The organism is Bradyrhizobium sp. AZCC 2262 (genome assembly GCF_036924535.1).
Taxonomy (GTDB): domain Bacteria; phylum Pseudomonadota; class Alphaproteobacteria; order Rhizobiales; family Xanthobacteraceae; genus Bradyrhizobium.
In genome coordinates this window covers 5,145,434-5,170,235 of record NZ_JAZHRT010000001.1, presented here as the reverse complement: position 1 = coordinate 5,170,235, position 24,802 = coordinate 5,145,434, and the positions used below count along the sequence as shown (strand labels likewise).

The window sequence follows — 24,802 nt, the reverse complement described above, 5'->3', positions numbered from 1 at the left end:
TGCTTGATGTCTCAACGCCGCCGGCTTCGACGGCGTCTATTCCTATTTCGGTCACGCTGCGATCATCGGCTTCGATGGCCGCAACCTGGGCGAGACCGGCGAGGAGGAGTACGGCATCCAGTACGCCGGATTGTCGAAGAGCCTGATCCGCGATGCGCGCCGCAACGGTCAGCGTCAAACCGGCGGCCGCATTGAGCCACCGGGATTGCCGTCATTCGGCCGGCGTCAGCTTGGCGTCAGCGTCGATCGCCGCGCTTCTGCTTGCCGAACAGCCAGGTCTGCAGCCTGTCGAGGTAGATGTAGACCACCGGCGTCGTGTACAGCGTAAGAAGCTGCGACACGGCGAGACCTCCGACGATGGCGTAGCCAAGCGGCTGGCGTATCTCCGAGCCCGCGCCAGTACCGATCATCATCGGAACGCCGGCGAGCATGGCCGCCATCGTGGTCATGAGGATCGGCCGGAAACGCAGGATGCAGGCGCGGTAGATCGCTTCCTCCGCCGTCAATCCCTCCTGTTGACCGACATCCAGGGCAAAATCGACCAGCATGATGCCGTTCTTCTTGACGATGCCGATCAGGAGAATGATGCCGACGATCGCGATCACGCTGAGATCAAGGTGAGCCGCCATGAGCAGCAACAATGCTCCGAGCCCCGCCGACGGCAGTGTCGAGATGATCGTGATGGGATGGATCAGGCTCTCATACAATATACCGAGGATGAGGTAGATCACGAACAGCGCGGCGAGGATCAGGATCGGTGTGGTCGACAGCGAATCCCCGAAGGCCTGCGCGTTGCCCTGGAAACTGGTCTGAAGCGACAACGGCTTGCCGAGTTGCTGTTCGATATGCTCGATCGCCGTTGTTGCTTCGCCGATCGCCGTGCCCGGCAGCAGGTTGAACGAGATCGTCACCGACGGGAACTGGCCCTGGTGGTTGACCACGAGCGGGGCGACCTTGACCGCGCTGTCGCAAAAGAAGACGGGCCGGCGGGAAATCCCGCCAGCCCGTCTTGTTTCGTTATTCCGTCGTAACGCGGGCGGATCAATAACCCGTGTAGGGCTCGCAAGGCGCCGCATCGGTCCACGGTTCGGTGGCGAAGGCGCCGACACGCGGCGCCCGGATGCAGCTATCGCCCTCGTAGGGCTGCATCGTCGACGTCACGCGGCTGTGGGTGTTGGTCACGAGATGCCGCGAGGCGTGTCCGGCGGCCAGCGCCGGAGTGGCGAAGGTGGCTGCGGTGAGTAACGCGGCCGATAGAAGTTTCAACTTGTGCATGGGTATTCTCCATAGCTAAGGGGAAGCCAGACTGGCTTCTTCCCGTGACGTGCGGCTGCTCCGCCTTCGTCCAAAGGAAACATCGCTTCACGCCCTTTCAACTCGACGTGAAGCTGACGAACACCGATCGGTTGCCTCGACCGGCCCGGAATCGCTCCGGCTGGTCGAACGATGCCGGCCTACAAATTTATTAAATCGCTATTTATTGGCGCCGCCCGCCGACGAGGGCTAACTGTTTCGAGCGGGCTCGCTGTGCTCGTTGTGAGGCAGCGGAAATGGCCGCCGGGCGGATGGCGCACCCCGTGTCCCGAAGGGATCGCGGCGCTGTCCGGCTCCCCCGAACCTCTGAGACTTGCGTCGTCACCATGGCTTTATCGGCTGACCTGCGTATCATTGCGACCAAGCCGGGCCGTGCGGGGAGAGGGCAACTTGGCAGTCGGAACGATCTCATGACGAAGGTTCTTCTCATAGAAGACGACGACGAGACGGCGGGAGAAATCACCGCTGAGCTGGCCGATCGCGGCTTCGATGTGGAATGGTCGTCCAACGGGCTGGACGGTCTCGCCAAGGCGCGCGACTTGCGGCCGGATGCGATGATCGTCGACCGTCTGCTGCCGGGAATGGATGGCCTTACCGTCATCGAATCCCTGCGGAAGGAACAGGTGCGCACGCCCGTGCTGGTGTTGAGCGCGCTTGGCGCGGTCGATGACCGCGTGCGCGGATTGCGGATGGGAGGCGACGACTATCTCACCAAGCCGTTCGCGATCGTTGAACTCATCGCGCGAATAGAGGCGTTGCTGCGTCGTCCGCCGGAAACACGGGAAACCACCCTGCGGGTGGGACAGCTCGAGCTCGATCTGATCGAGCGCACGGCGAAACGCGGCGAACGCACGATCGATCTGTTGCCGCGCGAGTTTCGCCTGCTCGAATACATGATGCGGCGGAGCGACCAGCTGCTCACGCGCGCCATGCTGCTCGAGGAGGTCTGGAACTACAAGTTTGTTCCGGCCACCAACCTGGTCGACGTGCATATGGGCCGTGTGCGGCACAAGGTCGACGGTCCGGACGAGGCGCCGATGATTCACAATGTCCGCGGCGCGGGGTTCATTCTTCGTGCAGTGTCCTAGGTTATTTTCGCGATCGTGCCACGGGCCGGCGAGGTAATCGGGCAGCAGGGTTCGAAGCATCAGATGCAGTTCATACGCTCGAACACGTTTCAATGGGCCGCCGCACTGGCGGCCCTGTTTGCGGCTTTTGTCACGATCCTGTTCGGCTTCATCTACTTCAAGATCGATGATTACCTGATCGCGCGTTCCGATGGCATGATTACGACGCAGGTCAATTTCTTTGCCGCGCTGCCGCCCGACCGCCGGATCGCCGCGCTGGACGATCATAATCGGCAGGATTCCCGCGGCGTCCATTTCGCCGGCATTTTCGATGCGAACGGAAATCGGATTGCCGGCAATATCGCGCGCCTGCCGGGCGATCTTGCGGCCGGTGCGGGGGTGAAGAGCGTGCGGATGGCGCAGGCCAATGACAAGGAGCCCGACGCTCCCTTGGTCAGAGCCGTCGCGCGGAGCCTTGATCACGGCCATGTCTTGGTGGTTGGACGCAACGTCGACGAGACCCGGGAAATCTCCAGGGTTGTCGGAGGCGCGCTGGGGCTTGGGCTGCTGCCCGCGTTCTGCTTCTGGCTGCTGGCAGGCGCGTGGCTGAGCGTTCGTGCGCAAAGGCGCGTCGAGGAGGTCAACCTGCGGGTCCAGCGCATCATCGCCGGAGATCTGCGCGAGCGGCTGCCGCACCGGAATATCGACGAGCCGTTCTCGCGGCTTGCCGCCATCGTCAACGGCATGCTCGATGAACTGGAAACCACCATCCATGCGCTGGCCGGCGTCGGCAACGACATCGCCCATGACCTGCGAACGCCGCTGACGCGTGCGCGCCTGACGCTGGAGCGCGGCCGCACCAACGCGACCACGCTGGAACAGCTCCAAGGGGCCGCCGACAAGGCCATCGCCGGCATCGACCAGTCGCTGTCGATCGTCACGGCGCTGTTGCGCCTGGCCGAGATCGAGAACAGCCGGCGGTCATCCGCATTCGGCAATGTCGAGCTCGGCGAAATGCTGCGCGAGGTCTGCGACATGCACGAGCCGATCGCCGAAGACAAGCAGATCGCACTGAGCACGGGCAGGTTAGCCACGCTTTACGTGCGCGGCGATCGAGACCTGCTGCTGGAGGCGGTTGCGAACCTCGTCGACAACGCCATCAAGTTCACGCCCCGGAGCGGCAGCGTCAAGCTCGAGCTGCTGCGCGGCGGGGGAGAGACCATCCTGCGCGTGACGGATACGGGTCCGGGAATCAGCGATCAGGACCAAGAGGCCGTGCTGCGCCGGTTCTATCGCTCGGACAAGATCCGCAACACGCCGGGCGTTGGGCTTGGACTGAACCTGGTTTCGGCCATCGTAAAACTGCACGGATTTCGCTTGATCATCCACTCCGGCCCGGGGGGCCGGGTGGAGATCGTTTGCCCCGATGAGCCCGTCGGCCGGGCATGAGGGTGGTGAGCTGTGCGGGCAAGGTCATCCATGCCGGCGGCCGGTGTGGTGGACTCTATGCCAGACAGTGGGGCCGGCCATGCCGCTATCCCTTTCATTAAAGGATTGCATCACCGAGGGTGGCATCCCTTCCATCCGGTAGGCCGGCGTGGGCGCGCCGCCATTCAGGACGTCCAGATTCGGATAATAGAATGCAAAGGCTCCCGGCTCCTGAATGGCTTCCTGAGCGAAGGCGGGGGCCGCTGCCATCATCGACAGCAATCCTGCGACAGCGATTGTCCTGATCGAATTCATCGTCTTTCTCCATATCGTTGATGCGGGAATTCGCCTGACGCGCAAGCGCGGTCACGCACTGTAACGGGCGCGTGTTCTTCCGAATGCGAACTGCTCGCTTGAAGCTGCATCCGGACAGCGGATGCATGGTGGAGATGTAGGGTGGGAGCGATCTCGTCCCACTAAATTGCCTTTTACAAAGCTCAACTAAGCTTGAGCCGGTTTGCCAGGCGTTTGCGCGGCAGGCCGCGGCTTCGAGATCACACCAGCGTGTGCGGTGACCGTTCGGTGTTTCACACCCGGAACGCGATCGCGTGATTCTGAAATCGTGATGCAAAGTTGCGCAAAAACGCTAACAGCGAATTTACGTTCCTCAATTCCAATTTAATGGCTGCACCGCGGTCTCTTCTCCTAGGGTCTGTCTGCCGGACCGATAGATTGGAGCTACCCATGAACGCCCACAGCACGACTGTGATGTCAGGCCACCGGGAGATGTTGACCGAAAGCAGATCGCGAGCTCTCGTCGATGAATACGCTTCTCTCATCAAGCGATACGTTCTGCTTGAACCGGCGCGGGAGCAGCAGCTCGCACGACGCTGGCAGGAGCATCGCGACCGCAGCGCGACCGATGCGCTCGTCACCAGCCATCTCCGGCTGGCGGCAAAGGTCGCGCGCCGCTACCAAAGATATGATCTTCCGCTTGGCGATCTGATCGGCGAAGCCAATGTCGGCCTCGTCATCGCGGCCACGCATTTTGAGCCCGGCCATGGTGCCCGGTTTTCCACCTATGCTCTATGGTGGATCAAGGCGGCCATCCACGATTACATTCTGCGGTCGCGATCGCTGGTCAAGATCGGAACGACAGCCGCGCAGCGAAAACTGTTCTTTGGCTTCAGGCGTGCCATGAACAAGTTCGGGGGCGACAGAGCAGGATTGACGCAAGAGGTGGCCGAGGCGGTCGCGCGCGAGCTCGTGGTCCCCGTTCGCGAAGTGATCGAGATGAGCAGCCGTCTGACTGGCGACCTTTCCCTGAATGCGCCTGTCAGTGATGACGGGCCGACCGACTGGGAGACGATGCTGATCGATCATTCGCCGAACGCCGAGACGATCGTCGCCGAACAGGACGAAAGCGCGCAAAAGGCGAAAGCGCTCCGTTCGGCCCTCGATGTGCTGACGGCGCGGGAGCGGCGTGTATTCGAGGCCCGGCGGCTCAGCGAAGATCCGCCGAGCCTGGAGGATCTCGGGCGTGAGCTGTCCATCTCCGGGGAGCGCGTGCGGCAAATCGAAACGTCAGCCTTCGAAAAAGTCAGGCGTGCAGCGACCAGGCGTTTGCGACCTGCGGCCCTCTCGGTTTGAGAGGCGGCCGGTTGAGAAGACAGCGGCGAGCAACGCCGTTCGCGCTGCCCGCTTGTCCTTTTCCTTCGCCTGTCAGCGAGCGATGCGCTCGACGGCGATGGCGGTGGCCTCGCCGCCGCCGATGCACAAGGCGGCGACGCCGCGTTTCAGGTTGCGCGCTTCCAGTGCATGCAGCAGCGTCACGATCAATCGCGCGCCGGTGGCGCCGATCGGGTGGCCGAGCGCGCAGGCGCCGCCATTGACGTTGAGTTGTTCTCTGGCGATGCCGAGATCCTTCTGCGCCGCCATCGCCACCACGGCGAACGCTTCGTTGATCTCGAACAGGTCAACGTCGCTGACGTTCCAACCGACCTTGTCGAGCAGCTTGCGGATGGCAGGGATCGGCGCGGTGGTGAACCATTGCGGCTCCTGGCTGTGGGTGGCGTGGCCCTTGATCTCGGCGAAAACAGGCAGACCGTCACGATCGGCGAGCGAGCGCTTGGCCAGAATGAGCGCCGCGGCGCCATCGGCATTGGCGGAGGAGGCGGCCGGCGTGATGGTGCCGTTGGCGCGGAACGCGGGTTTCAATCCGGGAATCTTGGCCGGATCCACCTTGAGCGGATGTTCGTCATTGGCGATGACGCGCGGACCGGCCTTTTCGGTGAGCGTGACCGGCGCTATCTCGGCCCTGAACGCGCCGCCCTCGACCGCCTTGCGGGCCCGGGTCAGCGTCTCCATCGCATAATTGTCCTGGTCCTTGCGGGTAAACTGATAGGCCTCCGCGGTGGCCTCGCCGAAATCGCCCATCGAGCGGCCGGTCTCGTAGGCGTCCTCGAGCCCGTCCATCATCATGTGATCGATGATCCGGTCATGGCCGGCGCGATAGCCGCCCCGCGCCTTGGCCAGCAAATAGGGCGCATTGCTCATGCTCTCCATGCCGCCGGACAGCACGATCTGGGCTGAGCCCGCATTGATGATGTCGTGGGCCAGCATGGTCGCTTTCATGCCGGAACCGCAGACCTTGTTGACGGTGGTGGCGCCGGTGGCGTCGGGCAGTCCGGCGCCGCGCGCGGCCTGTCGCGCCGGGGCCTGGCCCTGTCCGGCCGGCAGCACGTTGCCCATGAACACCTCGTCAATGCGCTCCGGCGCGAGTTTCGCCCGCTCCAGCGCTACAAGATTCACACATCGTTTCGGAGTTTCCAGCCACGAAGCATTGCTTTGAGAGCTTGTAGCCCGTGCATCATGGCGATAGGGCCAGGCTTGCCGTAGTAGCCGGTCCAGCCGCCGAGGCGCGCACACACCCAACTGGCATATGCCAGCGATCCTTTGGGATGCGGGTTCTTCTGTTTCTCGGTCTTGCCTTCAAGGGTTTGGCAGATCGCTTCCAGCGCGGGCTTGTCCTCGATGTCGAGCGCATCCTGTAACGGCCGCCCAGCCACGCCATCGCGCTCGCGCACCATCTGCAGCACTTGAATGGCAGCGATCAGCGTCGCAGTAGTCAGGTTCTCGAATGGACCATCCTCGGCGACACGCACCGCTTCGATATCGAAGCCTTTGGTCTTCATCACCCGGAACACCTGCTCGATGGTCCAGCGCTGGCGGTAAAAGCCGGTGATCCGACATGCATCGGCGAGCGTGGCCACCTTATGTGTGGTGAGCAGCCGCCAATGCACCGGCGTTACGCCGTCCGGGGGATCGACCTCACGCGCTTCCACCAAGGTGAGTGTGACAGTCTTCGGCAGTTTTGCCGCCTCGGCGGGATGATTGCGTTTCGGCCGCTTCAGGGTGACCTCACGCGCGCGCAACGCCAATACCCACCTGACGGGCAGGCCGGCCCGGATTGGCAGGCAGATCGATTGTCTCGCGGCCCAGTTCGGCTACCTCCTCCATGCAGCCATACAGCGCACCACCATCTTCCAGAACGCGATCATGGTTGGCGCGGATCAGAAGCTCCGTCTCGGCGGGCCGGCAGGCGAACTCTTCGTAAATATCGCTTTCCCGGTCGGCGATGACGGTAACGCAGACCGCTCCGGCTGCGACCAAGCCAGCCGCTGTCTTGGTGGCGTCAAGCCAGCGGCGGCTCTCTTTCTCGGCGAAGGGGCGCTTTTTGCATAGACGCTTCTTGCCGCCGACGTGACTGAGGAATACCGCATCGACAAGACCCAGCAGCCCGCCATCACTGGCGTCCACCGCGATCATTGGATGCAGGTTCAGACTGCGTTGCTTGCCATCGTCGCGTAGAGTCGTCGTGTCCTGGATCGCCAGGATGTGACGCCCCATGACTAACCCGGCGGTGCGCGCGCGGGCAGTTGCGACCATCGCGTCGGGTTTCACCCGCTTGTTACGCAAAAACCGGGTAAAGCGTATCTCGCCCGCGCGATTGCCGCCCACGCGGCGTACGCTGATGCCCGATTGGCCAACACAAACCAGCCGAGCCAGCAAGCAGGCCCCCCTTTTTCCAGGCGCCGGTCGCCGAACCGTCCCAAACTGCCTTCCATGAACGCTCTCCCGTTGTCGTGGGAGCATCATCGATTCAGAGAACGGAACACACTGCAAGGGAAGCGGCCTTGGAGATGTGTGAATATCGTAGGCTCCAGCGCGGCGCCGATCACGTGCGCACCGAGCTTGTGCGCGCTGAAGGGGGACAATTCGCCCATGAACCGGCCAAGCGGCGTGCGGGCGGCGGAAAGGATGACGACGGGATCGGGGCTTGTGGACATCACGGCTTCTCCTGTTCGGTCGCTGTTATATGACGATAATCATATATTCCGGGATTGCAACGGGCCGCCGCCGCTTTCCGCAAACGAGGCGCTGCCTGACAGACCGCCGGGGGAGATGGAGGAAGCTAAAGCCGGACCCGCGCATCCATGGGGCTGATCGAGCGTTATTTCGGCCGAAACTGTTCGGGCGCGTGCCAGGTTATTGATGCGCGGTAGGCGCGCCGTTGGCGGTGCGAAAGCACCACCCGGGGCCCGGCTTTTTCTTTGGAACTGCGTCCCCACAGCGAATTGTGGCAGGAGCGATGACAAGGGGAACGAGGGAGGCAAAAACCGCGCAGTACCTGCTCTTTCGTGAACCGCTACGTCGGAAGGATTAGTACCAATGAGCTGGTGTCTACTCGAACGCGCTGATTGTGGAACAGATCGGCTGCTGATTCAGTTCCGCACGGATGGGTGTGGCGCAGTGGCTTGGCACGCAGCGCCAAAAAAACATCGCTAATTAGGTATGGGCGACCTGACCACCATGGGTGAATCCGCGGGAGCCAGCTCGATGGGACCTTCTGTGCAGACGTGCGCCGCGGCAATCGCGACCTGGGTCCGGTTGCTTACGCCAAGCTTGCGCATGATTTCGCGGACATGGACTTTCACGGTCGTTTCGGTCATGCCGAGCTTGCGACCGATTACCTTGTTGGGGTCGCCCTGGCAGAGACAAACGAGCACGGCATACTGCCGCTCGGTGAACTCGGGCGTATGCCGGGCGCCGTTGAAGCCGTGGTCGCGTGGTACGATCGCCGCCTTGTCGTCGAAAAGGGAGACTTGGTGCGCGTAAGGGCCGTCGTACGGCCCGAGAGGCGGCGCCTGCGTCTGCAGGTCAGGTCCCGGAAGCGGTTGCTCCGGGAGAAGGTCCGGCTGTCTGTGTTCGATGGGCGCCGGATTGCTGAAGGTCTGGCTGGCCAGGATGGCCGTCGGTGGAAAATACGTGCCGCCATGGAGGACGAACGAAAGCGCCTGCAAGGCAAGCTCGGGCGGCATGGAATTGCTGAAATAACCCTGGGCCCCGCAACGCATTGCAGCGAGAACGGTCGCGGGTTTTTCATCGTCGGAGACGATGGCGAGCGCCGCGTCGCGGCGAAGGGTATGTATCACCTGTATCTCGGTAAAGACCTCGTGGGGAGAGGGAGCGCCGACGCTGTAAATCAGCATGTCGCATGCCGCGCGCTCGACGAGTTTTGAGTGGGCTTCGTCGGGATCGAGCGAAATCAGTTCGACGCTTTCGTTTTGGGCCCACGGATTTAAGAAGCTCTCTGCGCGAGCTCGTCGGAAGGCCATCGCGTCTACGAGGAAAACCGTCTTCCTAAACGGGACTGACATAACGCGCCCCTTAAATTACGTCGCATGACCATCGATCATCAAATCCTTGACTATCGATAGATTGCCTCGAACCCGTTCTAGGCCGCTGTGAAACAGATCACTTAGCATCTAAATTGTGCATAAAACTTTACTCTTGTTACAACGGAATGCCAAGAAACGGGAATGTGACAACAGGAAGCGGAGGTGTGACAAGAAGTCGTCGAAAACAAGGGAACTACAGCAAGAAAGCAGCAGAAAAGCGACATTTTGTAATTGCAAACACCAATGAGCCCAACTTTTGCGACTATATCTTTCGATATGTACCTCCTTGGCGACGAAGCCATTACGATCCGCCGGCCTGTATTTGCGGAAATATGGCCATGTTTGTCAGCAAGCTGCCTCCAAAACCGGACTTTGAAGTGCTCGCGGCCGCGGCTCCCGCCTCGGCGGATCGTCGCACATTCGTTCTCGCCCTGATGGGAAACCTGATCTGCAGCTGGTCGAACAACGAAAGCCTTTTCATCTACGTGCTGATGATCCTTTTGCGCACCGACGAGGCTTCCGCCGCGGTCGTGTTCGCGACACTGAACACGACCCGCGCGAGACTCGATCTGATCCAGCGACTGGCCAAAATCAGGGTTGGCGACAAGGCGTTGTCGAAAAATCTGACGGCTCTCATCGAGCGCTTCTCGGAGTCGACCAAGGTCCGCAATGAATTGAATCACTGCATGTTCATCTTCGATTCCTCGGGCGCCATCACCCACACGCAATCGATGCGATTGATGGAAACCAGGTCGAGCCTGAGGTTCGGAGAGATCAAGGCGCTGGACGAAAGCCGTCTGCAGGAGATGGTGCGGACGACCCACGAAATGACGAAAATCAACCGCGATATCTGGGATCTGCTGCCGCGTCTTGAAGCGCATGTCTGCGGCGCACAGCCACGGAGCGTGCCCCTCGATGCGGCCTAAAGCAGGTCGCTGATGGCGGGCGGCGGCCAGCCTCTTCCCACGCTTGGTCATTGAAAGACTGAATCTTTTTGAGCATCAGCCGCGTCAATGGTTGATATCGCAAGATACTGCGCTGCATCTAATGCGTGCATGTTGTTGGCGAACGTATGGCGGCATCCTGACCAGGCCGGCATCCGCAATAAAGCGGAGGCGCCGGCGGTCGGAAGAACCGACGCAAAGAGCACCGCCGCGCTTCGAAGACCGCAGACTTAGAAGATCAGCGATCTCGTTCCGTCCGCGATGCTCCAACCGCAGGAGCTCGTCATGGGTAAGCCACAGAAGAAGTACGACCCCAAGAACAACCAGGACCAGGATCAGGACCAGAAGCAAGACCAAGCGCAGGCGCAGGCCAATCTCCAGGCTCAGTTGCAGGGTCAAGGCCAGGGCCAGGGCCAATTGCAGTTCGCCGTGCAGTCGCTGGATTCCAAGAGCGAGAACGACAACGACAACAAGAACGATAACAAGAACTCGAACGAGAACGAGAACAAGCTCGACAACAAGGTCGATAACTCCCTCGACAACAAGGTCGACAACAAGGTCGACAACGACATCGACAACAAGATCGAAAATACCGTCGACAACAAGGTCAACGTCGACGTAAACGTGGATGTCGACCTCGACCTGAAGGCGGATGGGCTGAGCAGCCCCGTCATCGATCTCAACCACTTCACCGCGACCGATTCCATCGTCATGCCTGACGTCGTGAACCAGACGCTGAACGGTGGTGGCAACCAGTTCAACATTGATCAGGTCAACAATTTGGCCGATCAGGACGTCAACACCTCGACTACCTCCTACAGCGGCGGCGGCGGATCCTATCCGGGCTCCGGCTTCGATATGGACGCCAAGATCGAGGGCGGCGAATCCAAGATCGACGGTGCGCATATGGGCGATGCGATAGGCGCCGGCGCCGGCATTGTTTCACATGCCGATGCAATTCTGAACCAGTCTGCCTTCGATCAGAACATCACCCAGGGTGCGAACATCCAGTTCAACAGCATCACCATGGAGGTCGCCGGTCACGATCTGACCGATTCTCACGATACGCTTTAGTCTCGCGTATGACCCGCGCGGCGTTTGCCGCGCGGGTCTTTTGCCAGTCATTTTCCATTTCAGTCGCTGCAGTCGCCGACAAGAACTGATGGCCGTACCGCGGCTCCGCCGGTTCACGGTGACGGGGAGGTTCCCATGGCGTCAGCGAGCTTCGTTGAAATCATTTCCCACTTCGCAGGATATCTGCAGATCTTCCACGACATCGCCCGCGACCGCGTTGAATACGATGACAGTCTCACGCCTCGTCCGTCCGACGACTACACGACGCTGCGACCGAATTACGATTATCGCTTCGCGCCTGATGACATGGACACCGCGGCAGGCCCAGTGCCGGAGCTGATGCCGGACGATCCGATCCATTTCCCCCGGGGCGGCCCGCTCAAGTTGCTCCATGGTCCACTGGACGACGATTCCGATTTCTTTCCGCGTTCGCAGACACCGAACGTACCGCTGCCGAAACCGGTGGGCGGCGGCGGCGGAGGCGGTGGCGAGCATCACGTCAGGGTGCACTACCAGGACGGCGGCGAGCAGACCCAACTGACGGTTCACCAGTACAACTTCATGCATGATGACGACGCAAATCTACCAGCGAATGCACTGGCCGTGGTTGAACCTCTGATCGATCGCCTCAACAGCGATGCGATGGCCACCATCGAGCAGTTGGCGGCCGACGCCAACGCCCAGATTCCCGTCAACTGGCAGATGCCGCAGACCGACGGCGGCGCGACCGATTTCGTGATCGCTCACGACGCGGCCTGGGCCGAACGCGGCGGCACACCGGATGCGCACTCGGTAACCCCTGGCTACTATGTCAACGGCGAGCTGCAGGAGCGGCCGTCGGAACCGGCGCCGCCGGCCGAGCCGGAAAAATTGCCGGACACCGGAGACGGAATCGGCCAGTGGGCCTCGTTGGGCGGCAACTTCAGTATCAACGCCGCGCTGATCGTCGACATCGGCGAGGGTGCCCGCACCATGGTGGTGATGGGAGATTATTTCAAGACCAATGCCATCTTCCAGACCAACACGACCGTCGATCACGGCCACATCAGCGTATCGGGCGGCCAGCACGAGCCCTCGGCAGCCAACAACAACCAGGACGTCGCGACCAACATCGCCGATTTCGCGCAGAACCCAAGCCTCTACACCGGCTTCGCGGCCCACGCGGCCGGCCCGAACTGGAGCGTCGACGTGGTCGATGGCGACTACTACAGCGTTCATGCGGCGGCTCAGGTCAACTATCTCTCCGACAACGATGTGGCAACGCAGGTCAGCAGCAGTTCTCACTACAATCTCGTCGGTGGCAACAATGAGCAAGGCAATCTGGCTCTGATCTATGACGGCAGCATTCAATACGACCTGATCATCATCAAGGGCAGCTATCACGGCCTGAACGTGATCTTTCAAAACAACATCCTGTTGAACAACGACAAGATCGTGATGTCGGCCGACGGCGCAGATCCGTCTCAATCGGCGAACTCAGGCGACAACAGCTTGATGAACGAAGCCGCGATTGCAAATTATGGCGGCGATACCTTCGACGAACTGCCGGGAAACCTCGAACTGATCCAAAGCCTGCTGGCCGCCGGCATGACATCGCTCGATCCGCAACTGGCCGGCGCCCTTATCGGCCATGGCGGCCCTCTCAAGGTGCTCTACATCACCGGAGACTATTACGACGTCAATGCGGTCTGGCAGACCAACGTCACCTCCGACGCCGACGTGATGTATCAGCTTCAGAACCAGCCGTTGGCCGATTTGATGGCGCTTGATCCCAACGGGACCGTGACGCAGTCGGTCGCCACCGGCGGCAATCAACTGCACAACGACGCCGCGATCGTCGACGTCAATCCTGACGCCACATACGTCAAGGGACAGATCTACACCGACTCCATTCTGGTGCAGGCCGATCTGGTGCCGACAGGGGCGGATCATGCCGTCAACGCCGATACCAACGCGCTGGTGACCGAACTCATTGCTTTCGTCGATGACCATCCGCAGGACGCGGCGAGCCCGCCGCCGGCAGCAATCGTCAATTCGGTGCATTCAGACCCGATGGCGAGCGTGCTGCATTAGCGGCAAGGGCAGTTGTTTTGTTTATTGCAGTTGCAGAAGAGGTTTCAAATGTGGGGCTGGGATGATCGTCCAGGCGGCGGCGCCGGGAGCTTGCGCTTGAGCCAGCATGACGAAGCAACGGCGAGCACAGCCAAGATAATTCCGCTTCGTCCGTGGTTTGATCCGCCGCCTTCGCGCGCCGAAGATCCGCACGTCAAATTTGCCGACGAGAACAGTGGCCCGGCTGACGCCAGGACGGTTGACGCCAGGACCGCTGACGCCAAGACGGCCGAGCCGGCATCGGTCGAGCCATTCCGGCGGGAGAAGGCCAGGACGGAAGTCAAGGCTGAAGTAAAAACCGAAGCCAAGCCGGAAATCAAGACGGAAGCGAAGACGGAAGCGAAGACCCCGCCGGGGTCCACCGTCGTGATCGAGCAGGCGGTCCCGGCTCCCCCGCTGCGCACGGGCGGCGACAAGGACGGTGGCGGCTCTTCAGGCGGCGGAAGAGGTGGCGGTGGCGGCGGCGGCTCGCCACCGCTGCATAGGCGTTCCAGCGACAATGAATTCAGGGACGTGCTCGGCAGCGGCCTGGCGAACGCCCGCCGCAATCTGGTGACCGTGGGATTGTTCTCGGTTGCGGTCAACCTGCTGGTGCTCGCCATTCCGATCTACCTGTTCAACATGTCCGATCGCGTGCTGACCAGCCGCAGCACGGACACGCTGGTGATGCTGACCATCATCGTGATCATCGCGATCACCGCGCATGTGCTGATGGATATGATGCGCCGCATCATCCTGATGCGGGTTGCGGTCGAAACCGAAGCCCGGCTGGGTGGACCGGTCCTGAGCGCCGCCGCCAAGGCCGCGCAGGGCGGATCCAGCCGCGAATTCCAGACACTGGCGGACCTGCAGCACCTGCGCTCGTTCATTACCGGTCCGGTGTTGCTGACGATGTTCGATACGCCGGTGGCGCCGGTCTATTTCGCCGTGGTGTTCCTAATCCATCCGCATCTCGGATTTATCGTGCTGGGGGCGGGCGTCGCGCTGGTCATTGTGGCGCTGCTGAACCAGCGCGTCACCGCGATCCCGTTCACCCAGGCCAACAATTACGGCGCCAGGGCAAACCTGACGGCGGAATCGATGGCCCGCAATGCCCAGGTCATCAATGCGATGGGCATGATTCCGGAAGGCGTCCAGGTTTGGGGCCGCGAAACCGTGGAGTCGCTGAAGGCGCAGGTGAAAGGACAGGATCTCAACATCCTGATGACGGGGTTGTCGAAGTTCCTGCGGCTGTGCACCCAGATCGCCATCCTGGGCTGGGGCGCATGGCTGGCGCTGGAGAGTCAGATGACCAGCGGCATGGTGATTGCGGCCTCGATCGTGGCGAGCCGCGCGCTGGCGCCGCTGGAGGGCACCATCGAAGGCTGGCGCAGCTTCGTGCAGGCGCGGTCGGCCTATGCCCGCGTCAGGACGCTGTTGCTGAACTCGCCGCTCAACCTGGAGCGGCTGCGCCTGCCGCGTCCTGCCGGATATCTCAATGTCGAGCGCATTCTCTACGTGCCGCCGCCGAACAAGAAGGTGATCCTGAACGGAATCAGCTTTCAGTTGAAGCCCGGGGAATCGCTTGCCATCGTCGGAGACTCCGGCACCGGGAAAACCATGCTGGCCCGCATGCTGGTCGGATCGATCATCCCGACCGCGGGTAGCGTCAGGCTCGACATGATGGACCTGCGCAACTGGGATCCACGCCAGTTCGGCGAGAGCGTGGGCTACCTGCCGCAAGATGTGCAACTGTTCCCGGCGTCCATCAAGGCCAACATCGGCCGCATGCGTGACGACGCACGCGACGAGGATGTGTTCGACGCCGCCGAGACCGCCGATGTGCATGAGATGATCTCGAGCTTTGCCCAGGGCTACGAGACCATCGTTGGCATGGACGGCAGCCCGCTGTCCGGCGGCCAGCGGCAGCGGATCGGGCTGGCGCGCGCATTCTACGGCAACCCGCGCCTGATCGTGCTCGACGAGCCGAATTCGAATCTGGACGCCAATGGCGAGCGGGCGCTCGCCAGGGCGTTGCTGCGCGCCAAGGAAAAGCAGATCACGACCGTGACGATCACCCAGCGCGCGGCGCTGCTGATGAGCGTCGACAAGATCATGATCCTGCATCAGGGCTCGGTGCAGGCTTTCGGCGCACGTGACGAGATCATTCCGATGATCACCGGACGCAAGCCGAACAATATCCCGACCGGGCCGGGCGAACCGCCTTCCTTGAATTGATCGAAGGCGTCGGCCGGGTTTGACAGCAACGAGGTTACGCGATGGCCAACAGGAAAATTGCGGCCCGTTCCGCGGAAGCAGAGGGCACCTGGTACGATTCGCTGCCGCGATCGACCAAACTGCCAACCGTCGCCGGTGCGCTGATCATGGCGGTGGTGCTGATGGGATTCGGCGTCTGGGGCAACGTGGCGCCGATCGCCGGCGCCGTGGTCGCCTCGGGCGTGTTCGTCGTTACCGGACAGAACAAGATCGTCCAGCATCTCGAGGGCGGAATGATCCGCGAAATCTACGTGCGCGAGGGCGACACGGTGGAAGCCGGGCAATTATTGCTCGAACTTGACGACACCGCGGCGCGCGCGGAACTGCAGCGGCTAATTTTGCGCCGCATCAGGCTGACGGCAATCGATGCAAGGTTGCAGGCCGAGATGAGGGAGGAACAGGATATCACGCTTCCGTCGGAGATCGTCAATTGGCTGGCCAATTCGCCCTTGGCTAATTCGCCCGAGGTCAAGGAAATCGTGGACAGCCAGCAGATGGCGTTCACGGCGCGCCGCAACAACGTCAACAGCGACGTCAAGAGCATCCAGGAGAGCATCAACGCCCTGGACGAGCGAATCCGGGGATCCCGGGTGCAGCTCGATGCCGTCCACCGCCAGATCGTTCTGCTCGACGAAGAGATCGTGACCAAGGACAAGCTGGTGCAGGCCGGGCTGGTGCGCAAGCCGGAACTGATGGTGCTGCAGCGGTCGAAGGCCAATCTGGAAGGCGAGGTCGGCCGCATCATGGGCGACATCGGCGATGCCAAGGAACGCATCGCCCGCGCGCTCGAGCAGATCAACGGCGTGCGCAAGACCGCGATCAAGACGGCGGTCGAGCAGATGCACGAGGTCCGCGGCGAACTGGCCGACGTCCGCGAGCGGATGTTGACCGCCAAGGGCGTGCTCGATCGGGTTCGCGTCAAGGCGCCGGTGAGCGGCGTGGTGGTAAAGCTTCGCTATCATACCCAGGGCGGCGTGGTCGAAGCCGGCAAGAACATCATGGAGCTGCTGCCGCTGAAGGACGAACTGATCATCGAGGCGCGGTTGCGTCCGCAGGACATCGACAGCGTCAAGCACGGACAAACGGCCATGGTGCGGCTGACGGCGCTGAACCAGCGCATCACGCCGATGGTCTCCGCCGACGTCATCTACCTGTCGGCCGATACGCTGGCCGATGAAAAGAAGTCGCAGCAGGTCGGGCCGACCGACATCTATATCGTGCGCGTCAAGCTCAACAGCGAGGAGAGCAGGGATATTCCGGGCTTCAGCCCGACGCCGGGCATGCCGGCCGAGGTCTACATCAAGACGTCGGAACGGACGTTCTTCCAGTACATCGTGAGGCCGATTCACGACAGCATGATGCGCGCATTCCGGGAGCGCTAGTCGACCGGTGAGCAGTTAACACGCAAGTTTGGAAAGGTGTCCGCCGTGCATATCGACATCATCGAAACCCTGCCGTCGCTCGCCAAGCTCGAAGACAACTGGAACGCGGTCTACGACGCGGACGACGAGGCGCAGATTTTCCTGTCATGGAAATGGCTCCACGGCTGGCTGTCCAGCATCCCGGGACCGTGGTTCATCCTGGCGGCGAAAGAGCGTGACGACGCCGATCTGCCTTATGTCGCGTTCTTTCCGCTGCGGCTGCAGACCATGATCGAGAAATCCGACGTTTTCAACGACATCCGGATGGCAGGCAATTTCGGCGCCGACTATACCGGCACCGTCTGCAGGCTGGAGGCGGAGCACAAGGCCATCCCGGCCTTTGCTCGCATCGTCAGGCAGATGAACTGGGCGCGTCTTCATCTCGACAATGTCAGAATATCCGAGCGGCGGTGGCGGCTGCTGACCGCCTGCTTCCCGAAGGCAAGTTTCCACTCGACCAAGGTCGAGAAGATCATCAAGGTCGACGGGATCGACAACTCTCTCTGCCCCTATGCCACGCTGCCGAATGACTGGAACGCCTATCTCGACGCGCTCAGCACCAATACGCGGCAGAAGATCCGCCGTCTCCTGAAGCAGGTCGAATCGTCGAGTGAATATCGGATAACCGTCGCCACAGCAGAGACGTTTGATCGGGACCTCAAGACCCTGCTGGGATTCTGGGAGACGAAGTGGCGTGCGCGAAAGTCGGATCGGATGGATAGCCTGATCCGCTCCAACCGCGCCATGCTGACGCGCAGTTTCCATTCCGGTCTGGTGTACCTGCCGACCTTCTGGCATGGCGACCGGCCGGTTGCGGCGCTGGCGACCCTGATGGAGCCGCGCAAGCGGACCTTCTCGTTCTACATGACCGGACGCGACGAAACGTTCGAGGGACCGCCGGCGGGCATGATCCTGCATGCCTACAGCATTCGCGACGCCATCGCGCGCGGCTTTGTCGAATACGACTTCCTGCGCGGCAACGAGCCGTACAAGTACTCGTTCGGCTGCAAGGAGCGCAAGATCCACTCCGTCGTTCTGGAAACCAGGAGTGGCAGGAATCTGGGCGGCCGGATCGATCACAGGTGCATTCCCGACGTGCTGCAACAGGCGACCGAACTTCACCGCAAGGGGCAGTCCGCCGATGCGGAGATCGGCTATCGCCGCATTTTGGAGGTCGAACCGAAACACGCGGACGCGTTGCACCGGCTCGGCCAGTTGCTGGCGGCGAAGGGTGACTTCGCCGCGGCCAAGCGGCAGTTCCGGATTCTGACGACGGTTCGGCCCGACGCCGCCAAGGCGTGGCAGTGCCTGGGCCAGGTCTGCGAGAGTCTCGGTCAGTACGAGGAGGCATTGCGCCAGAACCTCGAATTCATGCGGCTGCAACCGGACCAGCCGGATGGTTTCGTCGCGGTTGCCAAGTGCATGACCAAACTCGGGCGGATGGCGGAAGTCAACGCCGCGCTGTTGGCCGCGATCGAACCGGCGAGCGCCTCGTCGGTTCGGAAGCGGCGCGATTGGCGGCCCACGCCGGACCGGCAGACCGCCGGCGAACACTCGGTCTCGGCGTGAGGCGAGTACCGGAGTTGCCCTGCTGGCAAGGGCATGGCGAGGAAGGAGCGGGCGCGATGGTTACGATGAAGGGAAACGACAGATGAGTCCCGCAATGGCTCTCGGTTCGTCGCGATCGCCTACGGAGCCGCCCGAAGAGCGGCCTGAGCTGACTCCATCGACCCGCATCAGGATGAGCGCGCTCGGCGCGGCGCGATGCCCAAATCTCGCCCGCAGGGAAGGGGTCGTCATTGGCACGGGCCGCTATCGCAGCACGGTCCGCGTCATGTTCGACGGCTTCAGGTCGGCAACCTCGTTGCACAGCACCTACATCGAGCCCGTGGCCGGGAAAGAAGCTCCTTCCAGCCGGGACCGCAGCTAGCTTTGCTGGATTTCCCGGGAAATGTTTACCGGCCCCAGCGCAGCACCACGGGATCGAGCTGGCGGGCGATTTCGATAAGGCCCGCGCGCGCCGCCGGGTGAACCTTTTGCAGGGGGTGACGAACCGCTTCCGAGCCGATCACGCCGCCTTCCTGCATCAGGATCTTGGCGGCCTGCAAGCCGCACTGGCGGTTCTCGTAATTGATCAGCGGCAGCCAGCGCGCATAGGCCGCCATCGCTTCCGCCCGGCGCCCCGCGAGATAGGGATCGATGATCTGCCGGATGCCATCCGGGTAGCCGCCGCCCGTCATGGCGCCGGTCGCGCCGGCATCGAGATCGGCCATCAGCGTGATGGCCTCCTCGCCATCCCACGGGCCTTCGATGCTGTCGCCGCCGGCTGCGATGAGGTCGCGCAGCTTCGCTGCCGCCATCGGCACCTCGATCTTGAAATAGCTGATGTTGCGAATTTCCCGCGCCATGCGCGCCAGGAAGTTGACCGAAAGCGGTGTCCCGGCAACCGGTGCATCCTGGATCATGACGGGGATGTCGATGGCGTCGGACACGGTGCGATAAAAGTCGAAGATGGCCTTTTCCGGCACGCGGAAAGTGGCGCCGTGATAGGGCGGCATGATCATCACCATGGCCGCGCCTGCGTCCTGGGCCTGACGGCTGCGTTCGGCGCAGATGCGCGACCCGAAATGCGTGGTGGTTACGATCACGGGCACCCGGCCGGCGACGTGCTCCAGCACCGCATGCATCACCTGTTCGCGCTCGGCATCGGTCAGGACGAACTGCTCGGAGAAGTTCGCCAGAATGCAGAGGCCGTTGGAGCCGGCGTCGATCATGAAATCGATACAGCGCCGTTGGCCCGCCAGATCGAGCTCCCCGCGATCGTCGAAAATGGTCGGAGCGACGGGGAAAACGCCGCGATAGGGCCGTTGTGCAGTCGGGGTCATTCTGGATGTTCCATTGATGCAGGATCAGTTATTGTATGGTTGTCCAATTCATTCATCAACATGGCAGAATGGCTCGAAACAATCGAGCAGCCGGACAAGGAAAGATCGATGGGGGGAGTTCTGGAGGGCGTTCGCGTCCTCGATTTCGGGCGTTATATCGCGGGGCCTTATTGCGCGACGCTGCTGGCGGAATTCGGTGCGGAAGTCATTCGCGTGGAGAAACGCGACGGCAGCGAGGATCGTTTCGTCGCGCCCGTCGGCGAAGGCGGCGAGGGTGCGCTGTTCCTGCAGGTCAACCGCAACAAGAAGTGCATCACGCTCGATCCGATGAAGGACGAAGGGCAGGAGGTGATGCGCCGGCTGGTCGCGACCGCTGACGTCGTCGTCGCCAACCTGCCGCCGCAGACGCTGCGCGCGATGAAGCTCGATTATGAATCGCTGAAGGCGATCAAGCCGGACATTATCCTGACGACAGCTACCGCATTCGGCGGCCCGGGGCCGTGGTCCGATCGCGTCGGCTTTGACGGCGTCGGGCAGGTGATGTCGGGCGCGGTGTACATGACGGGCAAGGGCGATCCGCCGTACCGCGCCGCGGTGAACTGGGTCGATTTCGGCACCGCGCTGCATTGCGCGTTCGGCACGCTCGCCGCCCTGATCGAGCGCGGCAAATCCGGGCGCGGGCAGATCGTCGAGGGCGCGCTGCTGGCAACCGCACTCTCTTTCACCAACGCAACCCTGATCGAGCAGGCGGTGATCTCAGCCAATCGCGTCCCGACCGGCAATCTCGGCCAGACCGCGGCGCCCGCCGATATCTACCGCACCAAGGACGGCTGGGTGCTATGCCAGGTCACCGGGCACCCGCTGTTCATCCGCTGGGCCAGATTGATGGGCGAGGAGGATCAGTGGCTGAACGATCCGCGTTTCGCCGACGATCTCAAGCGCGGCGACAACGGCCCCGTCATCAGCGAGCGAATGGCGCGCTGGTGCGCCGAACGCACCACGCAGGAAGCGGTCGATACACTCGGCAAAGCGATGATTCCGGCCGGACCGGTGCTCAGTCCGCAACAGGCACTGGAGCACCCGCATATCCGCGCCACCGGCTTCGTGCAGGACGTCGATTATCCGGGCCTGCCGAAGCCTGCGCCAACGGTACGCGCGGCAGTGCGGCTGTCGGAGACCCCAGGCGAAATCGTGTCGCGCCCGCCGACACTCGGCGAGCATACCGATCGCGTGCTGGCCGATATCGGCTATGACGCGGCTGCGATCGCCGCGCTTCGCAACAACGGAATCATCTAGATGCAGCGGCCGATGACCCGGCGCCTTGTTCGTTGCCGTCAGGCCGTCCGTCGCCAAGCCGCGGCCGGGACATCAGCTTCATGACGCTGCTGTCGATACCGGCCAATCCCGTTCCAGAGGGCGCGTTTGCCGGAACGATCGGGACGCCGGATGGCGCCACGTTGCGCTTTGCGCGCTGGACGGCGCCGGCCAAAAGCAGGGGGACCGTCTGCGTCTTCGCCGGGCGCGGCGAGTACATCGAGAAATATTTCGAAACGGTGCGGGATCTGCGCAAGCGCGGCTATGCGGTGGCTGTCATCGACTGGCGGGGACAAGGGCATTCCTCGCGCCAACTGCGCAATCCATTCAAGGGCCATGTCCAGAGTTTTTCGGAGTACGAGATCGACGTGGCGGCCTTCGTCAAGCAGGTGGTGCTGCCGGATTGTCCGCCGCCCTATTTTGCACTGGCGCATTCGATGGGCGGCGCGGTCATGCTGCGCGCCGCGCGTGCCGGCACCGAATTGTTCCAACGTTTCGTGCTCTGCGCGCCGATGATGGACCTGCCGCGTCTGCGCGCGTCGCTGCCGATGCGCGGCCTGATGCGCCTGCTGCGCGCCGCCGGAATGGGCGAGCGGTTTATTCCAGGCGGCAACATCGACCTGATCAAGTCAACCGACTTTCCCGGCAATCCCCTGACCTCGGACCCGCGCCGCTATGCCCGCAACGCGGCTATACTGGGAGCCGATCCAACGCTCGGGATTGCGTCACCGACGGTGGCGTGGCTCGACGCGGCCTTTGCCGTCATGGCCGAGTTTCGCTCGCCCGAATTTGCCCGCGGAATTCATCAGCCCGTCCTGATGCTCGCGGCCGGCGACGACACCATCGTATCGACCCCTGCCATTGCGGCATTTGCCCGGCATCTGCCCGCGGGATCGCATCGCCTGATCGCCGGCGCCAAGCACGAAGTCCTGCAGGAAGACGACCGCTATCGCGCGCAGCTCTGGGCCGCATTCGATGCCTTCATGCCGGGCTGAAGCGCGGACTCACGAATCCCAAGCACCCACGGATTTTGGCGATGCCCGCTTCGGTTCAAGCGGGAAGTTTGCTGTTTTTGGCATGGATTTTGCTCATCAATATGCTGAGCGGAAAGGAAAAGCCATCATGACAACAATCACTGCAACGGCAGACAGCGCGCGGAAACCGATCTATCAATCCCTATTCGTGCAGGTCCTGGCCGCGTTGTTGCTCGGGGTCGTGATTGGAATGGCCGCTCCGGAGTTTGCCGTCGGGCTCAAGATCTTCAGCGACGCGTTCCTGAAGCTGATTTCGATGATCGTGGCGCCGATCGTGTTTTGCGTCGTTGTGCATGGCATTGCCGGCGCCGGCGACCTGAAAAAGGTCGGACGTGTGGGCGTCAAGGCGCTGATCTATTTCGAAGTGATGACCACGATAGCCCTCGTGGTCGGCTTGGTACTCGCCTACCTGTTCGGCCCCGGCCACGGCATGAACATCGATCCGTCGACGCTGGATGCCAAGGCGCTCAATACCTATTCCGACAACGCGCACAAGCTGCAGGGCGGCGGAATCGGCAGCTTCCTGCTGAACATCATTCCGTCCACCTCGTTCGACGCGCTGTCGCGCAACGACGTGCTGCAGGTATTGTTCTTTGCAATCCTGTTCGGCACCGGTCTGGCGCTGGTCGGTGGCGAAAAGAGCGAGAAGATCAACGCACTCATCGACGCGGTTTCGACCGTGCTGTTCCGCGTCATGGGCCTGATCGTGCGCGTTGCCCCACTGGGCGTGCTCGGCGCGGTGGCCTATACGGTCGGCAAATACGGCGTCGGTTCGCTCAAGCAATTGGTGTCGCTGGTCGCCCTGTTCTACGTCTCGCTCGCCATCTTCGTGTTCGCCGTGCTCGGTGGCGTGATGGCGCTGGCCGGGCTCAACATTCTCAAATTCCTCGCCTATCTGCGCGAGGAATTGACCATCGTGCTCGCCACCGCCTCGTCCGACGCGGTGCTGCCGCAGATCATGCGCAAGCTCGAAGCGCTCGGCGTCAAGAAATCGGTCGTCGGCCTCGTTATTCCCACCGGCTATTCCTTCAACCTCGACGCCTTCTCGATATATCTGACGCTCGCAGTCGTCTTCATCGCGCAGGCGACCAATACACCATTGTCGCTCGGCGATCTCCTGTTGGTGCTTGGCGTCTCGCTGATCACTTCCAAGGGCGCGCACGGCGTGCCGGGTTCCGCCATCGTGATCCTGGCGGCGACGCTGAATGCCGTGCCGAGTATTCCGGCCATCGGCCTCGTGCTGGTGTTGTCGGTCGATTGGTTCATCGGCATGGCCCGTGCGCTCGGTAACCTGATCGGAAACTGCACCGCGACCGTGGTCATCGCGGCCTGGGAAGGCGACCTGGACCGCGACAAGGCCCGGCGCGTGCTCGATGGGGCCGAATTGGTGGACGTCACGGCAGGCTAGGGTGCCGCCCGAAGTCGATATCGCGGTTGCGAGTTGACCGGCCGATCGCCGGAAAATCGACGTGGCGGGGCGACGACGCCATCGTATCGACCCCTGCCATCGCGGCGTTTGCCCGGCATTTGCCCGCGGGATCGCATCGCCTGATCGCAGGCGCGAAGCACGAAATCCTCCAGGAAGACGACCGCTATCGCGCGCAGCTCTGGGCCGCGTTCGATGCCTTCATGCCGGGCTAGGACGTGTCCTGTGCGGCGTACTGGTCGGTTATGATCACGAATGGCTAAATTTGAATTTCGCAATGATGCCTGTGCTCAACTCCCAAACTCCATAACGGAAGCAGCAATGACACTCGAACTCAAAATGGTCGCCCTCAGCATCGTCCTGGGGTTGGTGCAAATTGTGATGGCCTCCCATGCCGCAAGCCTGCAACGCGGATATTTGTGGACCGCGAGTGCTCGGGATAGCGCCGTGCCGGCCTTGACGGGCGTCGCGGGCCGCCTGGAGCGAGCGCTGCAAAATTTCCTCGAGACGTTTCCGCTGTTCGCTGCGGCCGTACTCACGGCCCACTTCGCCGGCAGGCACGGTTGGATGACCGAATGGGGTGCGCAGCTCTATTTCTGGGCTCGTGTCGCTTATGTGGCCTTCTACGCTGCAGGCGTGTTTTTGGTGCGCTCTCTTGTCTGGAACATCGCGACCGGTGGGATTGTTCTGGTCCTCGTGTCGCTGATTTGAACGATGGGACGCGTGTGTCGGCAGCAGGCCTGCGCGCGCTTCGGGATTTCCGCCTAATCATCGTTCATGCAAGGC

General features: G+C 62.2%; 20 protein-coding genes and 4 pseudogenes. 15 read left to right on the top strand and 9 right to left on the bottom strand.

Annotated elements, in window-relative coordinates; genetic code table 11:
- Nucleotides 1–13: 13 nt before the first annotated feature.
- Nucleotides 14–178 (top strand): annotated as a pseudogene (locus V1283_RS24425) (nitrilase-related carbon-nitrogen hydrolase); the annotation flags it as partial.
- A 58-nt stretch (nt 179–236) separates the two neighbouring features.
- Here V1283_RS24425 and V1283_RS24420 read toward each other — a convergent pair.
- Nucleotides 237–965 (bottom strand): annotated as a pseudogene (locus V1283_RS24420) (efflux RND transporter permease subunit); the annotation flags it as partial.
- A 76-nt stretch (nt 966–1,041) separates the two neighbouring features.
- Entirely contained in the window at nt 1,042–1,275 is a 234-nt protein-coding gene (locus V1283_RS24415; RefSeq protein WP_334389046.1) for a hypothetical protein, read from the bottom strand.
- Nucleotides 1,276–1,724: 449 nt separating this feature from the next.
- Between V1283_RS24415 and V1283_RS24410 the strand changes: the two genes are divergently transcribed.
- Nucleotides 1,725–2,402: a response regulator transcription factor gene (locus V1283_RS24410; protein ID WP_334393159.1), complete on the top strand. Its 678-nt coding sequence runs from the start codon at nt 1,725–1,727 to the stop codon at nt 2,400–2,402.
- 63 nt (nt 2,403–2,465) lie between these two features.
- Nucleotides 2,466–3,830 carry a sensor histidine kinase gene (locus tag V1283_RS24405; protein WP_334389045.1) on the top strand — a complete coding sequence of 455 codons (1,365 nt, stop codon included), beginning with the start codon at nt 2,466–2,468 and terminating at the stop codon, nt 3,828–3,830.
- Nucleotides 3,831–3,854: 24 nt separating this feature from the next.
- Here V1283_RS24405 and V1283_RS24400 read toward each other — a convergent pair whose 3' ends face one another.
- On the bottom strand, nt 3,855–4,124 hold the full coding sequence (locus V1283_RS24400) for a hypothetical protein (protein WP_334389044.1): 270 nt from the start codon (nt 4,122–4,124) through the stop codon (nt 3,855–3,857).
- A 429-nt stretch (nt 4,125–4,553) separates the two neighbouring features.
- Between V1283_RS24400 and V1283_RS24395 the strand changes: the two genes are divergently transcribed.
- Nucleotides 4,554–5,459: an RNA polymerase factor sigma-32 gene (locus V1283_RS24395; RefSeq protein WP_442895778.1), complete on the top strand. Its 906-nt coding sequence runs from the start codon at nt 4,554–4,556 to the stop codon at nt 5,457–5,459.
- Between the two features lie 72 nt (nt 5,460–5,531).
- Here V1283_RS24395 and V1283_RS24390 read toward each other — a convergent pair whose 3' ends face one another.
- The 5 genes and pseudogenes from V1283_RS24390 to V1283_RS24370 form a co-directional block, all read right to left on the bottom strand.
- A complete protein-coding gene (locus V1283_RS24390; RefSeq protein ID WP_442895882.1) occupies nt 5,532–6,719 on the bottom strand; it encodes an acetyl-CoA C-acyltransferase in 1,188 nt (395 codons plus the stop codon).
- The gene (locus V1283_RS24385) at nt 6,617–7,243 is read right to left on the bottom strand and encodes a transposase (protein WP_334389043.1); all 627 of its coding nucleotides are present in this window, start codon (nt 7,241–7,243) and stop codon (nt 6,617–6,619) included. The genes V1283_RS24390 and V1283_RS24385 overlap by 103 nt, the downstream gene beginning before the upstream one ends.
- Nucleotides 7,230–7,880, bottom strand: coding sequence for a hypothetical protein (locus V1283_RS24380; RefSeq protein WP_334389041.1), 651 nt, complete (start codon nt 7,878–7,880; stop codon nt 7,230–7,232). The genes V1283_RS24385 and V1283_RS24380 overlap by 14 nt, the downstream gene beginning before the upstream one ends.
- 149 nt (nt 7,881–8,029) lie before the next feature.
- Nucleotides 8,030–8,158, bottom strand: a pseudogene (locus V1283_RS24375) (acetyl-CoA C-acetyltransferase); the annotation flags it as partial.
- A 495-nt stretch (nt 8,159–8,653) separates the two neighbouring features.
- Nucleotides 8,654–9,529, bottom strand: a complete 876-nt coding sequence (locus V1283_RS24370) for a response regulator transcription factor (RefSeq protein ID WP_334389040.1) — start codon at nt 9,527–9,529, stop codon at nt 8,654–8,656.
- A 359-nt stretch (nt 9,530–9,888) separates the two neighbouring features.
- Between V1283_RS24370 and V1283_RS24365 the strand changes: the two genes are divergently transcribed.
- The 6 genes from V1283_RS24365 to V1283_RS24340 all read left to right on the top strand — a co-directional run bounded on the left by V1283_RS24365 (nt 9,889) and on the right by V1283_RS24340 (nt 18,926).
- On the top strand, nt 9,889–10,476 hold the full coding sequence (locus tag V1283_RS24365) for a hypothetical protein (protein WP_334389039.1): 588 nt from the start codon (nt 9,889–9,891) through the stop codon (nt 10,474–10,476).
- 303 nt (nt 10,477–10,779) lie between these two features.
- On the top strand, nt 10,780–11,568 hold the full coding sequence (locus V1283_RS24360; RefSeq protein ID WP_334389038.1) for a hypothetical protein: 789 nt from the start codon (nt 10,780–10,782) through the stop codon (nt 11,566–11,568).
- A gap of 135 nt (nt 11,569–11,703) precedes the next feature.
- The gene (locus V1283_RS24355) at nt 11,704–13,641 is read left to right on the top strand and encodes a hypothetical protein (protein WP_334389037.1); all 1,938 of its coding nucleotides are present in this window, start codon (nt 11,704–11,706) and stop codon (nt 13,639–13,641) included.
- Between the two features lie 405 nt (nt 13,642–14,046).
- Nucleotides 14,047–15,897 (top strand): type I secretion system permease/ATPase, encoded by a 1,851-nt coding sequence (locus V1283_RS24350; RefSeq protein ID WP_442895881.1) that lies wholly within the window; start codon nt 14,047–14,049, stop codon nt 15,895–15,897.
- Between the two features lie 41 nt (nt 15,898–15,938).
- Nucleotides 15,939–17,318, top strand: a complete 1,380-nt coding sequence (locus V1283_RS24345; RefSeq protein ID WP_334389036.1) for an HlyD family type I secretion periplasmic adaptor subunit — start codon at nt 15,939–15,941, stop codon at nt 17,316–17,318.
- A gap of 45 nt (nt 17,319–17,363) precedes the next feature.
- The gene (locus V1283_RS24340) at nt 17,364–18,926 is read left to right on the top strand and encodes a GNAT family N-acetyltransferase (RefSeq protein WP_334389035.1); all 1,563 of its coding nucleotides are present in this window, start codon (nt 17,364–17,366) and stop codon (nt 18,924–18,926) included.
- 386 nt (nt 18,927–19,312) lie between these two features.
- Here the strand turns inward: V1283_RS24340 and V1283_RS24335 are convergent, their stop codons facing one another.
- Nucleotides 19,313–20,242 (bottom strand): dihydrodipicolinate synthase family protein, encoded by a 930-nt coding sequence (locus V1283_RS24335; RefSeq protein WP_334389034.1) that lies wholly within the window; start codon nt 20,240–20,242, stop codon nt 19,313–19,315.
- A 108-nt stretch (nt 20,243–20,350) separates the two neighbouring features.
- Between V1283_RS24335 and V1283_RS24330 the strand changes: the two genes are divergently transcribed.
- The 5 genes and pseudogenes from V1283_RS24330 to V1283_RS24310 all read left to right on the top strand — a co-directional run bounded on the left by V1283_RS24330 (nt 20,351) and on the right by V1283_RS24310 (nt 24,727).
- Complete coding sequence (locus V1283_RS24330) at nt 20,351–21,538, top strand: CaiB/BaiF CoA transferase family protein (protein WP_334389033.1); 1,188 nt, start codon at nt 20,351–20,353, stop codon at nt 21,536–21,538.
- Nucleotides 21,539–21,618: 80 nt separating this feature from the next.
- Nucleotides 21,619–22,551: an alpha/beta hydrolase gene (locus V1283_RS24325; RefSeq protein ID WP_334389032.1), complete on the top strand. Its 933-nt coding sequence runs from the start codon at nt 21,619–21,621 to the stop codon at nt 22,549–22,551.
- A gap of 127 nt (nt 22,552–22,678) precedes the next feature.
- A complete protein-coding gene (locus tag V1283_RS24320) occupies nt 22,679–23,998 on the top strand; it encodes a dicarboxylate/amino acid:cation symporter (RefSeq protein ID WP_334389031.1) in 1,320 nt (439 codons plus the stop codon).
- A 74-nt stretch (nt 23,999–24,072) separates the two neighbouring features.
- A pseudogene (locus tag V1283_RS24315) lies at nt 24,073–24,231 on the top strand (alpha/beta hydrolase); the annotation flags it as partial.
- Between the two features lie 106 nt (nt 24,232–24,337).
- On the top strand, nt 24,338–24,727 hold the full coding sequence (locus V1283_RS24310) for an MAPEG family protein (RefSeq protein WP_334389030.1): 390 nt from the start codon (nt 24,338–24,340) through the stop codon (nt 24,725–24,727).
- Nucleotides 24,728–24,802 lie beyond the last annotated feature (75 nt).